16 protein-coding genes are annotated in these 12,259 nt (G+C 35.1%); 4 read left to right on the plus strand and 12 right to left on the minus strand.

Annotated features, from left to right (window positions below):
- Nucleotides 1–116 precede the first annotated feature (116 nt).
- Nucleotides 117–896 carry a DUF2268 domain-containing putative Zn-dependent protease gene (locus A9178_RS14585; protein ID WP_068676561.1) on the plus strand — a complete coding sequence of 260 codons (780 nt, stop codon included), beginning with the start codon at nucleotides 117–119 and terminating at the stop codon, nucleotides 894–896.
- Between the two features lie 100 nt (nucleotides 897–996).
- Here the strand turns inward: A9178_RS14585 and A9178_RS14590 are convergent, their stop codons facing one another.
- The 3 genes from A9178_RS14590 to A9178_RS19395 form a co-directional block, all read right to left on the minus strand.
- Complete coding sequence (locus tag A9178_RS14590; protein WP_068676563.1) at nucleotides 997–1,254, minus strand: hypothetical protein; 258 nt, start codon at nucleotides 1,252–1,254, stop codon at nucleotides 997–999.
- 232 nt (nucleotides 1,255–1,486) lie between these two features.
- The gene (locus tag A9178_RS19220; protein ID WP_231889859.1) at nucleotides 1,487–1,849 is read right to left on the minus strand and encodes a DUF6155 family protein; all 363 of its coding nucleotides are present in this window, start codon (nucleotides 1,847–1,849) and stop codon (nucleotides 1,487–1,489) included.
- The gene (locus A9178_RS19395; RefSeq protein ID WP_082918215.1) at nucleotides 1,839–2,021 is read right to left on the minus strand and encodes a hypothetical protein; all 183 of its coding nucleotides are present in this window, start codon (nucleotides 2,019–2,021) and stop codon (nucleotides 1,839–1,841) included. The genes A9178_RS19220 and A9178_RS19395 overlap by 11 nt, the downstream gene beginning before the upstream one ends.
- A gap of 478 nt (nucleotides 2,022–2,499) precedes the next feature.
- On the opposite strand from A9178_RS19395, the gene trpS reads away from it, so the two are divergent.
- On the plus strand, nucleotides 2,500–3,498 hold the full coding sequence (gene trpS / locus A9178_RS14600) for a tryptophan--tRNA ligase (protein ID WP_068676565.1): 999 nt from the start codon (nucleotides 2,500–2,502) through the stop codon (nucleotides 3,496–3,498).
- 50 nt (nucleotides 3,499–3,548) lie between these two features.
- Here the strand turns inward: trpS and A9178_RS14605 are convergent, their stop codons facing one another.
- The 6 genes from A9178_RS14605 to A9178_RS14630 form a co-directional block, all read right to left on the minus strand.
- Complete coding sequence (locus A9178_RS14605) at nucleotides 3,549–4,307, minus strand: YjbA family protein (RefSeq protein ID WP_068676567.1); 759 nt, start codon at nucleotides 4,305–4,307, stop codon at nucleotides 3,549–3,551.
- Between the two features lie 141 nt (nucleotides 4,308–4,448).
- Nucleotides 4,449–4,655 (minus strand): YuzI family membrane protein, encoded by a 207-nt coding sequence (locus A9178_RS14610; protein ID WP_068676568.1) that lies wholly within the window; start codon nucleotides 4,653–4,655, stop codon nucleotides 4,449–4,451.
- 404 nt (nucleotides 4,656–5,059) lie between these two features.
- A complete protein-coding gene (gene fabF, locus A9178_RS14615; protein ID WP_068676571.1) occupies nucleotides 5,060–6,301 on the minus strand; it encodes a beta-ketoacyl-ACP synthase II in 1,242 nt (413 codons plus the stop codon).
- Nucleotides 6,302–6,323: 22 nt separating this feature from the next.
- Entirely contained in the window at nucleotides 6,324–7,262 is a 939-nt protein-coding gene (locus A9178_RS14620) for a beta-ketoacyl-ACP synthase III (RefSeq protein ID WP_068676573.1), read from the minus strand.
- Nucleotides 7,263–7,481: 219 nt separating this feature from the next.
- The gene (locus A9178_RS14625) at nucleotides 7,482–8,438 is read right to left on the minus strand and encodes a BMP family ABC transporter substrate-binding protein (protein ID WP_068676575.1); all 957 of its coding nucleotides are present in this window, start codon (nucleotides 8,436–8,438) and stop codon (nucleotides 7,482–7,484) included.
- A 93-nt stretch (nucleotides 8,439–8,531) separates the two neighbouring features.
- Nucleotides 8,532–9,131, minus strand: coding sequence for a hypothetical protein (locus tag A9178_RS14630; protein WP_068676577.1), 600 nt, complete (start codon nucleotides 9,129–9,131; stop codon nucleotides 8,532–8,534).
- Between the two features lie 130 nt (nucleotides 9,132–9,261).
- On the opposite strand from A9178_RS14630, the gene A9178_RS14635 reads away from it, so the two are divergent.
- Complete coding sequence (locus tag A9178_RS14635) at nucleotides 9,262–9,435, plus strand: DUF2929 family protein (RefSeq protein WP_068676579.1); 174 nt, start codon at nucleotides 9,262–9,264, stop codon at nucleotides 9,433–9,435.
- 54 nt (nucleotides 9,436–9,489) lie between these two features.
- On the opposite strand, the gene A9178_RS14640 is transcribed toward A9178_RS14635, so the two are convergent.
- The gene (locus A9178_RS14640; protein ID WP_068676581.1) at nucleotides 9,490–9,912 is read right to left on the minus strand and encodes a hypothetical protein; all 423 of its coding nucleotides are present in this window, start codon (nucleotides 9,910–9,912) and stop codon (nucleotides 9,490–9,492) included.
- A gap of 96 nt (nucleotides 9,913–10,008) precedes the next feature.
- Between A9178_RS14640 and A9178_RS14645 the strand changes: the two genes are divergently transcribed.
- Complete coding sequence (locus A9178_RS14645) at nucleotides 10,009–10,830, plus strand: undecaprenyl-diphosphate phosphatase (protein ID WP_068676583.1); 822 nt, start codon at nucleotides 10,009–10,011, stop codon at nucleotides 10,828–10,830.
- Between the two features lie 247 nt (nucleotides 10,831–11,077).
- On the opposite strand, the gene A9178_RS14650 is transcribed toward A9178_RS14645, so the two are convergent.
- A complete protein-coding gene (locus A9178_RS14650; RefSeq protein ID WP_068676585.1) occupies nucleotides 11,078–11,389 on the minus strand; it encodes a metal-sulfur cluster assembly factor in 312 nt (103 codons plus the stop codon).
- An 83-nt stretch (nucleotides 11,390–11,472) separates the two neighbouring features.
- The gene (locus tag A9178_RS14655) at nucleotides 11,473–12,234 is read right to left on the minus strand and encodes an alpha/beta fold hydrolase (RefSeq protein ID WP_068676587.1); all 762 of its coding nucleotides are present in this window, start codon (nucleotides 12,232–12,234) and stop codon (nucleotides 11,473–11,475) included.
- Between the last annotated feature and the right edge of the window lie 25 nt (nucleotides 12,235–12,259).

Consider the following 12,259-nt stretch of genomic DNA (forward strand, 5'->3'; position numbering starts at 1 on the left):
ATAATTATATTTACAATATGTGGTTGGAAAAAATTGGTTCCTTTATATTAAGAATGTAACGTTTAACTGAAAATAGGCATATTGTACGTTAGAGAAGTGTCATAAGGAGTATTGCTATGAGTGTGATTAGAACAGATAAATGGTTACTTGATTTGTATGACAAACCGGTTGAATTATGTGAAAAACTGACGGCACACTTTGACGGTGTTTATGCCGAGGAAATCTATAATCATTTGATTTTCCATGGTATGTATCGTTACCCCTCAAAGAATGGGACAGAATTAATACAAAAATTGCAGGATAATAAAATATGGGAACTTATTGAAAAGGAAGAACAACAACTCCGAAAATTATGGGGGGGACCGGATATCCCAGTTTTTATTTTCCCCTCCGATCCTAATAACCGAAAATTGAAACAGGACCATAACGGAAAATCAGGGCTTGCTTTCAACAATAAACTGTTTCTATTTATTTCACCTGATAATGCGGATAAGGAAATAAGAGCACTATTTAGTCATGAGTATAACCATGTTTGTCGTCTATCCCGTTATTCAAAAAAAGAAGAAGATTACGTATTGTTGGATACCATTATTTTAGAAGGTTTGGCCGAAAACGCGGTTTTTGAAAGATTTGGTGAAAAATATGTAGCTAGTTGGACAACGTATTATTCAGAAAAGCGATTAGAGGAATGGTGGAAAAAGCTAATTCTCCCAAATAAAGATACTTTAAAAATAGATCGTAAACATCAGGACATTTTGTATGGATTTCGTCGCTATCCCAGTATGATTGGATATTGTATCGGATATTATCTAGTTACAAAATACGTAAAAAAGAACCGATTAACAACAAAAGAGTTACTAAAAATTAACTCCGATATAATTGCACAGGTTGAGTAAAAAGAGGCATATCTATGGCGAACACAGGGGAGATAAAACAGAGAGAAATATCGTCTGTTTTATCTTTTTACCTACTCCCTTAATTATATTTTATTAGTAATTACCAGAAGAAAAATGGAAGCAAAGCTAATCCAACAATAGCACCTAATGCAAGCCCATATCCGAATCCACCATATCCATATCCATATCCGTAACCAAACCCACCTAAATTTCTATTTCGTCCAAGTGGTTGAATAAACACCCTGTTGTTGCTTACACGCTGAATAATTCCCCTGTGACGTCTCCCATCACGGGTCCTTATTTCAACAGCTCTCCCTCTATATCTTTGGCAAAGTGCATGATATTGACCAACCGACATATTTTCACCCCCATATCTAATTGGAGCTATGACATTGTATGTATTGGGGTTAATTGTAGTAAAGGTCAAATATATCAGGGGTTTCGCGGAGATTGAAAAAGGGATTTAAAATATAGGGAAAACCGCCTAAATTACGGCTTATGTTGGTTATATTTTTTTAAAAGTTATATCAAAATGATTCATATAAATCGCACTCTAACTAAAAAAGTTTATTATTGTAGTAAAATCCTTGCTATTCCTGTAAAAAACTAATTGAATAATACAAATCCTCTAAGCCATCATGATAACCCCAACCAATTCCATCTGATTTTATCACTACATCATACAACCGATTTTTAAGATCATGGAATAGTTTTTCATCTTTTTCACATTCCATAATAACTTTGTTGTACATCGACAGCATACTATTATAAAATCTCTCGTCTATATCCCCATATGTATTTGTAAATTCTGTTCCCACTTCCACATAAAATAGCATTAAGGCAACCGTTTTAAGATGATCATTTGTTAACTTTTTGAAGTTAGTAATTGCACTTTTGGCTTTAGTTAAACGCATCTTCCCGAATCCCTTAGCTGGGAAAAATTCATCTAGCATTCTCATATAAATCCTGAATCGTTTCACCACCTAAAAACTTTACAGATAAATAGCTTTGTATATGATGATTCTGTCTATATAGATCTGCAACTAGTTTAATCAGCTCACCTTGGTCATATTCTTTTAAATGCTTCTTTAATTCCGGTATTTTAAGTTTCTTAATATCAGCCATTTACTATATTCCCCCTGCATTTATAGTTATATAATGTAAAATCAATCATTCATTAATTCATATAATCAATCCTCTTCCGTATCGCAATCAACACTGACGGCCTCTCTCTCCGTCGAGTTCTACTTTTTCAAGTTCTTCCTTCAAAGCCTTGACAATCGACTTCCAAATACATACTTATATCACGGTTCCCTTGCATTTAAACAAAAGAATTTATATAATATTACAGAAACTAACATATTTAGCATATTTAGCGTACACAAATGTAAAAATAATAAATAAATTATGTGCCGTCGTGTGTTTTTGACTAGTAAGAACAAGTGCCGAGTTATATTGGAACTGGGCTTTCGCATTATTATGAGTCTAAAGCAGTCTTACATATTTAAGCTAATTAAGGTAGCAATTCTGTTCATACTTCCCTCTTATTTATGGGGGAATGGCCTTTTTTAAACGGGGAATTCAATAAAATGGAGTGAAACAAATGGAAAAGATTTTTTCTGGCATACAACCAAGTGGTACATTGACACTTGGTAATTATTTAGGAGCAATTAAACAATTTGTAGAGTTACAAGAGGATTATGAATGCTATTTCTGTATTGTGGATGAACATGCAATAACTGTACCACAGGATCGATTAAAATTACGCAACAATATCCGCTCATTAGCAGCGCTTTATCTTGCTTCAGGAATTGATCCAGAAAAAGCAACGCTATTCATTCAATCTGAAGTACCGGCACATACTCAATTAGGATGGATTCTACAATCCATGAACTATGTTGGTGAATTAGAGCGAATGACACAATATAAAGATAAATCAAAAGGGAAAGAAGCTGTATCTGCTGCCCTTTTAACTTATCCTTCTTTAATGGCTGCAGATATTTTACTATACCAGTCAAATATTGTACCGGTTGGAGACGATCAAAAGCAACATCTTGAATTGACAAGAGACTTAGCCGGGCGATTTAATAATCGTTACGAGAATGAAGTGTTTACGATTCCTGAAATTCGTATTCCAAAAGTTGGTGCAAGAATCATGTCTTTGCAAGATCCAACGAAGAAAATGAGTAAATCAGATGAAAATGAAAAAGGATTTATTTCGATGCTTGATGATCCTAAGCGTATTGAGAAAAAAATTAAAAGTGCTGTTACAGACTCTGAAGGTATCGTTCAATACGATAAGGAAAACAAACCAGGGGTATCTAACTTATTAACTATATATTCTAGCTGCTCAGGTGAATCCATCGAAGCACTAGAAGCGAAATACGAAGGAAAAGGTTACGGAGAATTTAAACAAGATGTAGCAAACGCAGTTATCTCTGTGTTACAACCAATTCAAGATAAATATAAAGAATTAGTGGATTCCAATATCCTTGATGATATATTAGACCAAGGTGCAGAAAAAGCTGCTATTCCAGCGAATAAAACATTGGCAAAAGCTAAAAAAGCAATGGGACTAGGCAGAGTAAAAAAGAAAAAGTAACTTTCTGTATTGAAAAGAGGTCATTCTATTTAGATAGAATGACCTCTTTTTTATTGACTTGACGTGTTCTGCGTTTGACCATTTTCAACTTCCCACATTTTTTCCAAAAACGGCTGACCTTTAATTAATTTTCCACATAAATCTTCATGCTCTCTACTCCAACCATCTTTTACACCATTATATAATGTATCCCAAGCTCTCTCTTCATCCATATATTTTATATAAGGATACTGCTTTGGATCCCATTCTGTTAACCAGTAACGTAACTCCTCCAAATTATTGGAGGTACGTAATTGATCTAGCCCAATCATTAATAAATGCTTTAATTGACGTTCCTTTCTTGTAAGACCAAACACAAGATCCGGTGACATCGATAATAAATGATATTCTTTTTGATAATTCTCTTCTTCAAAACCAAATGATAGAGGCTTCGTTTTCTTAATCATATCGTATACTAACTGTTCTTGCCTTGGGATTAATCTACTTTTACGAATTGGGATATGATATCCAACTGTATCAATCGCTAAAATATCTTCCCCATTAGTTACGACACATGCATATTCTAGCACTGTTCTTTCATGCCCTTTTCTAATGTAGGCACGCTTATAGATAGCATCAGTTAAATCTTTTGGTAGATCATGCATATCATTTTCAATATAATCAAACAATCCTGGTGTTATGTACAATAGAGGTACTTGATCTAGTAATTCAATTCCATCATCTTTCCGCCACTCATGAAAATAACAAACATTATACCCGTTTTCTTCTCCTTCAAACCAATTCACCCAAACGTCATGCAAATATAACATAGACAACCCTCGCTTTAAATAAAAACTTAAATTAAAAAATCAGTCCATTGTGATTATGATCATTTGGTTCAGCTGAACTAAATGGTTAACTTACCATACATTATGACCAATCCTAATAAAAAATATTCTCTTCCTTTGCGATTATGGGTTGTTTGGAAATCGGTAAAGAACGATCCACATTATTAAAATTCCTAACGGCAAGAAGTAACACTCGATTCTAGTAACAATGAACGCAAAATAATCGGACCACATCAATCCTGCTGGTAAAAAGTTCAAATAGATGATGGAGGAAATTCCGCCTGTGATAGCAAGTCCAAATCCTACTAAGAATAGAAAAACTGCTCCCATTTTTTTCACCTACACCTTGTCCACTTTAAGAATGTATATGCTTGTCCATAGGGTTGATATGCCCTAATTAATGAAAAAAGAGCAGTTGCTCCCAGTTATCAGGGTTCAACTACTCTTTATTTCTATTAGAGGATGTTCAAAAAGTCCGGTAAAAATGACACATCGAATTTCTTCGTTGGCTTACCTTTACGCTCCTCATGTACCCTTTAATGTACATTCCGGTCCTTGGAAAAGAAGAACACTTTTCCTTCGTGCGATGCGGAATCAGAGAAGCTTTCCTTATGCTCAAGGCTACGCCGCCTCGAACTTCCGACGAACAGGACGTGCTAGTGTCGGCTTTGCAAAAGGACTTTGCGTTCTTTGCCGACTCGGTCCTTTTTATCCTCCTTTTTGAACACGCACTATTATCCATTGTATTTTTTAAAAATTAGACTTACATTATGTCCACCAAATCCTAGTGAATTACTCATTACGATATTCACTTCTTGTTCACGAGCTTTGTTTGGTACATAATCTAAATCACAATCCTCATCAGGTGTTTCATAATTGATAGTTGGTGGTACGATTCCATTTTGAATAGCTAGAAGGGAAATAACTGCTTCAATTCCACCTGCTGCTCCTAGTAAATGACCTGTCATCGATTTAGTAGAAGAAACAGCTAATTGACGTGCATGCTCATCAAATACCGCTTTAATTGCTTGTGTTTCATACTTATCATTTAATGCCGTACTTGTACCATGCGCATTTACATAGTCTACTTCTTCCTTGTTTAAATTAGCATCAGATAATGCATGATTCATCGCACGTGTTGCACCTTCTCCATTTTCTGCTGGTGCGGTTATATGATAAGCATCACCTGTGGCACCATAACCGACAATTTCACCATAAATTTTAGCTCCGCGTTCTAAAGCTTTATCGAGGGCTTCCATTACTAGAATCCCCGCTCCTTCTCCCATCACAAATCCATCACGGTTCTTATCAAATGGACGACTTGCCGTTTTAGGGTCGTCATTTGTTGATAAAGCCTTAGACGATGAGAATCCTGCGAAAGCCATATCGGAAATAGGTGCTTCAGTTCCACCTGTAATAATATAATCGACATCACCGCGTTGCACTGCTTTGAATGCATCCCCAATTGAGTTTGCACCTGAGGCACAAGCTGTTACCGTACAAGAATTAATTCCTCTTGCTCCAAGTTGGATAGATACCTGACCCGCAGCCATATCTGGAATCATCATGGGAACGAAAAACGGACTAACACGACGTGGTCCTTTTTCCATTAAAATGGTATGTTGATCTTCCCACGTTTTCATTCCACCAATTCCAGAACCAATCCATACTCCAACACGATCACGGTTTTCATCATTTATATCTAATTTAGCATCTTCCACAGCCATTTTCGCTGCTGCTACTGCATATTGAGTAAATGGATCCATTTTTCTAGCATCTTTTTTATCCATAAATTCAGTTGGATCAAAGTCTTTTACTTCCGCAGCAACTTTAGCAGGATATTTATCTTTATCAATTTTCGTTACAAAATCAATTCCCGACTTCCCATTAACAATGCTATCCCACATACTTTGAACGTCATTACCAACGGGAGTAACTGCTCCTAAACCTGTAATTACTACTCGTCTCTTGTCCAATACGGATCCTCCTAACAATTCTCTATTTTCCCCAGCGTATAGCCATAGATCCCCATGTCAAACCACCGCCAAATCCTACTAAAACAATTACATCATCATCTTTTATTTTGCCTTCCTTAAAAGACTCTGATAGTGCAATAGCGATGGATGCTGAAGATGTATTTCCATACTTCTTTATCGATTGATTCATCTTATCTTCAGAAATTCCCAATCTTTGTCTAGCAGCTTCCATAATACGAACGTTAGCTTGATGAGGAATTAAATAATCTACATCCTCTTTGCTTAGTCCCGCTTTTTCTATGACATTTACAGATACCTCTGGCATTTTTCGAACTGCAAATTTAAATACCTCGCGACCGTTCATAATAATCATATTTTTTGGATCTTCATATAGATGTTTTCCACCAGACCCATCAGATCCTAATTCATGAGCGAGAACTCCTCTTCCTTCCGATACTTCTCCAAGTACCGCTGCACCTGCACCATCTCCGAAAAGTACACATGTAGATCTATCTGTCCAATCGGTAATGGAAGACAATTTTTCTACTCCAACTACGAGAATTTTTTTATATGTTTTTGTCTCGATAAATTGTTTAGCAGTTGTAAGAGCATAAATATATCCAGAACATGCAGCACTTACATCCAAAGCTGCTGCTTTCACTGCACCGAGTTTATCTTGTATGATACATGCTACAGATGGAAAGGATGTATCTGGTGTAACGGTAGCAACTAAAATAAGATCAAGTTCTTCCGCTTTTACATTGGCATCTTCTAATGCACTAGCAGCTGCATGAAATGCCATGTCAGACGTTTTCATATCATCATCTGCTATTCTTCTCTCTTCAATACCCGTTCTTGTACGGATCCATTCATCATTTGTGTCTACTATTTTTTCTAAATCATGATTGGTTACTACTTTTGGTGGAACAAAATGTCCTAACCCTAAAAAACCAACACCCATAGTCACCGCTCCTTAAAAAATGTTGTATAAAGTAAAAATCCCATTCAGTGGGAGTTTATTCTCCCACCTTCTTCTAAATTATAATTAAACTAATCAAGACCCTGAATGATGTCACGTTACTATCGTTCAGCAATATATATCAATTCATACAATCAATTATTATGACTTGGTACTAATTTTAATATATAAGGATGCAATTGGCAAGAAAAAGTCATTTTTTTAGTGTTCATTGGGAAGTAAATTACTTTCCATATACTCTTCAACAGTTTTATCTATCGTTTCTATAAAATCCTTAGGAATATCCTTATTAAATTCTCCTAAAGAAATTACTTCGTCTTGAAAATCAAACGTTAGAATATCCCCTTCTAATTTCCCCTTATTAAATTTCTCTGCGGTAATTTCATATAGCATGTCCACTTGTTGAATGGTACTCGTTAATACCGCATTGGGAGCAAATTCTAATTGATCTTCCACATAACCAATAGCGTATAACCCATCTTTTTCTACTTGCTTAATAATTTTTTCACTATATGCATTTCCAACTGGATAAAAAACATCTACATTTTCATGCTTCATTTCCTCATACATGGAAATAGCAACCTCTGTATCATCCCAACCTTTAATATAATCTATTTCAACCTCTGCGTTTGGGTTTTGGTATTTTACCCCTTCATAAAAACCCTCAATTTCTGGTTGCCACAAGAAAGCTGCTATTACTCCGACTTCATTTGTCTTCGTCATTTTTCCTGCAACCATTCCTCCGAAAAATCCCATTGCGTGAGAGTTAAAGTTAAGGCTTGTAATATTCTCTCCGTATATTCCACCATTAAAATAAACAAAGTGAACATCAGGATAATAACGCGATAGCTCAGAAAAATAGTTCCCGTACAAACTACCGTGACCAAAAATAAGATTAACACCATCATAAACTAGTTCATCAACTGCTTTTCTTATTTCTTCTTCCGTATCCATATTTTCTTTATAATATACATCCGTATCAAATTTCTCACCGATACGAAGTAAACCTTCATATCCGCTTTCATTCCACGCGTTGCCATCAATTGTACTATCTAGAAGCATACCAACATTTTGAATTTGTCCTGATTCAAAATAGCTACATCCAGATAAAAATAGGAACGTTAGGCAGATAAACAAGATACTTTTAGACGATCTCAAAATATTGGCACTCCAATCTAAAAATCACTCACCTTATCTTATTACTATTTTATAGCCTAATCACCATTGAGTAAACATAGATATCATGAATTATTAGTAAAATTTTCCATGCCGTTTATAATGCTTTTTCAAATCGGCTACGTATTTCCATTTTGATTCACTTTCCCTAATGTATATCCCATTCTTCTCGGTATTCTTCTCCCTTTCTTGTCTAGCATGAACAAAAAGCTCATTCTTTTGGCCTGAAGTCTGAATCAACTGTAGCAATACTGGGGTAAAGGAATGAATGGAAAGAGAATCATTCTTAAACTCCTCAGAATCAAATGGTATAAACTTATTATTATGGTAGATACCATTTTCATTCATCGGCATCCACTCCCCGAATAAAATTGGAGTATGAATAGTAGTTAAATCTGTTCCCTCTAATTTCTGAATCCCATTCATTGGTAAAAGCCATTTATTTTTAGCCTTAAATTCTTCAACATTTGGGTTATCACCTATAATAACACACGTCGAATACTCTCTTTTATTATTATTAACCATTTGAAAATCACTATTTCTCCCAAAAAACATCAATAAATCATCTTGTAAACTTGGATTAATAATTCCATCTACTTTGAAATCATGTTCAAGTAACGTATTTATAATATGAAAACCAATCCAATGATTACAATTCACAATTAAAATAGACATTTTATACCTCCTCAAATTTCTACTTTTCTTTTTATAGAAATAAGGCTTTTCCTTTATGCTCTCTTTTGTTAAACTATATTTATAATTGTTAAAAAAACTAGAAATAAATAGTTCATTGTGGGGTGTAATAATGCGATACATAGCTTCGATTTTTTGGGCAGTTTTAATCAGTTTTGCTATTTCTTATGTATTGACAAGTATGGGTGGAGAACCATTTGTACTTTCTCATTCATTGATTTTAGCTGCATTATTCTCTGTAGCAGCCTTTATTTTAGGTGACGGATTATTAAAAGAGGATAATTAAAAGATTGGTTAGATGATAAACCCTTGCCGCCAAATGGCAAGGGTTTACTTTGTTTTAGTACCACGGTAATGCGGTAAGGGCAACTAACGCAGCTAATGGTAATACAAGTCTTGAAAATCTTCTTCTAGGGTAATATCCATAGCCAGGATATCCGTATCCATAATAACCAAATTGTCTCATTTCTTCTTGTTCGCCATGCATGTATCCAAGTGAATCATTTTGGTAGGGATCATGGGTATGTTCATTCATCATTCCTGGATGAGATGGATAATTTCGCATATTCCCTATCATGCCAGGCTGATGTGGGTAATCCATCATTTGCCCCATATTCCCTTGTTCAATTGGAATAGCAAAATAAGCGTATTCCTCATCAAGGCCTGTTAAAATTCCATCAAATTTCTGATTATCATTTGTTTCGGCTAGTACATATGAGTGCATATGCTGTTTACATAAATCATACATATGTTTATGTTTCATCCCTTCAACCTCCTCACCATCTAGACTATTCAGTAGCCTATTAGTTGGTGAATTATTTTTGGAGGTGAATTTTATTACAAGTTAGGAGAGAATGAATTGGATTTTTTTGAAAAGTTATGGACGTTGATTGAGTACTTTATTTTAGGTTTAGTTCAAGGAATAACAGAACCTATTCCCATTTCATCTAGTGGCCATTTAATTATTTTCCGTGAGTTATTCGGCATTGAAGCTGAAGGACTTTCATTCGAAATCTTTGTTAACTTTGCATCCTTGCTTGCAGTCTTAGTCATTTATCGGGAAGATATTATTCGCTTAATAAAAAATGGATACTTATTTGTTTTTAAAAAAGAAGATGCTGCTAAGGATGATTTTCGCTTTATCGTTTACTTAGTTATCGCTACTATTCCAGTCGGAGTCGTTGGAGTATTATTTGGAGATGCAATTGGGGAAGCTTTAAGTAGCACAAAAGTAGTCGGTTATACTTTATTAATTACTGCTGTTGCCTTGTGGATTATTCGTAATCTTCGTGGTAGAAAAAACGATGGTGATTTATCAACAAAAGATGCGATTATCGTCGGCCTAGCACAAACAGTAGCCGTTACTCCTGGTATTAGTCGTTCAGGAGCAACTATCGTTGGATCTATGTTAGTAGGTATGAAGCAAGATACTGCTTTACGGTTTTCATTTCTATTATATATTCCAGTTAGTCTTGGGACAGGCTTACTCGAAATACCAGATTTAATTCAAAGTCCCGAATTCCAAACTATGCTTATTCCACATATCATTGCATTCATTACAACCTTTATCGCAACCTATTTTGCGCTTAAATGGTTTATGGGGATCATGGCCAAAGGAAACTTAAAATACTTCTCCTATTATTGTGTCATAGTAGGATTGTTAGTTATTTTCTTTTTGTAAATAACCAAGAACAAAAGCGCAAGCTCCTTTTTAGAGCTTGCGCTTTCTTTAAAATTATTGATGATAACCTTATTAAATCTATTCTTAAGAAAGGCCGCATCCAGCTCCAGCGCCCAGCGACTAGCGAGACTTCCTTCACCTCCGTACGATAAGTCAACATCGACTCCCTACGGTCGTCGTGTTTCCTTTATCTCCTACGGCACAGTCCAGTCCGTACGTCGCTAAACGGGCGCTTGCGCTTTTGTTCTTAATCCGGAATACCTAGTGCAATTTTTGCATAACGAGACATCATATGCTTATTCCAAGCTGGTTCCCAAACAATCTCAACTTTTATTTCTTTTATTTCAGGAATATCCGATAATACAAATTTAACATCACGTTCAATATGCCCAGCAAGCGGGCATCCCATTGATGTTAAAGTCATGATGACCGAACATAGTCCTTCTTCGTCCATCTCAACGTCATAAACTAGTCCTAGGTTTACAATATCTATACCTAACTCAGGGTCAATAACGTTTTCTAATGCACCCATAATATTTTCTTTAAGTGCTTGATCCATCAATTACTACCTCCCTCTTATACCTTTCCTATATTTAAACATATTTTTTATACTTTTTAAATGATGTATATCAATTAACCCCATTATACGTATTTTTCAAACCATTTAACAGTTTCCAGCTTTGCCATACGACTAACTTTATGATCACGATTTTTTTCTTTTATATAACGAATATGTTCTTGATTGTTGTACTGTTCTTTCACTTCATTATAAAAGGAAAAAGAATGATTAAATGGTACTACCGAATCTTTTTCACCATGCCAAAATAATAACGGTCGATCTTTCAATGTATCCATTCTTAATGATAAATCAATATCCTTCAATTGATTATATAATTGAGCAATCATCTCATCAAAATTAGGTATCTTTATCTGATCCTCATAACTTTTAATTAATTCCCTTGCAAATATCGAAAGCTTAGGCGATCCCATTAAAACGGCAGCTGCTTTAATCCATGGAAATTGTGTTAACGCTGCAGATGTTGTTATCCCTCCCATGCTCGTACCAGCTAAACCTATTCTTCCATCTAATAAGATTTGTCTGTCTTCTAATTCTTGATATATGGTTTCAATATCTTTTAAATTTTGGACTACAATTTCCCAAAAAGCTAACGTTCTCTTTACCGGTTCTATATCAAATTCCCTTTCACCATGATGTAAACTATCTGGTAAAATAACCCGGAAACCTTTCTCAGCAAGTAAATAAGCTAAATCCAGATTATGTTCTTTCGCACTTGTAAATCCGTGAATATAAATTACTGTCGGCAATTTTTCTTTTTCTTTTGAAGCTTCAACTACGATTAAACTAGGTATCTTTTTTATTTCTTCTTTAAATACACCAATCATTACGATACGTCTCTCCTTGATATCT

This window comes from Oceanobacillus sp. Castelsardo (assembly GCF_001659985.1).
GTDB lineage: Bacteria > Bacillota > Bacilli > Bacillales > Amphibacillaceae > Oceanobacillus.

Coding starts and splice junctions, on each gene's coding strand:
- A9178_RS14650 (WP_068676585.1), bottom strand. CDS start 11,389: ATGGATCAAGCACTTAAAGAAAATATTATGGGTGCATTAGAAAACGTT.
- A9178_RS14620 (WP_068676573.1), bottom strand. CDS start 7,262: ATGGGTGTTGGTTTTTTAGGGTTAGGACATTTTGTTCCACCAAAAGTA.
- A9178_RS14630 (WP_068676577.1), bottom strand. CDS start 9,131: ATGTCTATTTTAATTGTGAATTGTAATCATTGGATTGGTTTTCATATT.
- A9178_RS14610 (WP_068676568.1), bottom strand. CDS start 4,655: ATGGGAGCAGTTTTTCTATTCTTAGTAGGATTTGGACTTGCTATCACA.
- A9178_RS14605 (WP_068676567.1), bottom strand. CDS start 4,307: ATGTTATATTTGCATGACGTTTGGGTGAATTGGTTTGAAGGAGAAGAA.
- A9178_RS14655 (WP_068676587.1), bottom strand. CDS start 12,234: ATGATTGGTGTATTTAAAGAAGAAATAAAAAAGATACCTAGTTTAATC.
- A9178_RS14585 (WP_068676561.1), top strand. CDS start 117: ATGAGTGTGATTAGAACAGATAAATGGTTACTTGATTTGTATGACAAA.
- A9178_RS19395 (WP_082918215.1), bottom strand. CDS start 2,021: ATGGCTGATATTAAGAAACTTAAAATACCGGAATTAAAGAAGCATTTA.
- A9178_RS19220 (WP_231889859.1), bottom strand. CDS start 1,849: ATGCTAGATGAATTTTTCCCAGCTAAGGGATTCGGGAAGATGCGTTTA.
- A9178_RS14590 (WP_068676563.1), bottom strand. CDS start 1,254: ATGTCGGTTGGTCAATATCATGCACTTTGCCAAAGATATAGAGGGAGA.
- trpS (WP_068676565.1), top strand. CDS start 2,500: ATGGAAAAGATTTTTTCTGGCATACAACCAAGTGGTACATTGACACTT.
- A9178_RS14640 (WP_068676581.1), bottom strand. CDS start 9,912: ATGAAACATAAACATATGTATGATTTATGTAAACAGCATATGCACTCA.
- A9178_RS14635 (WP_068676579.1), top strand. CDS start 9,262: ATGCGATACATAGCTTCGATTTTTTGGGCAGTTTTAATCAGTTTTGCT.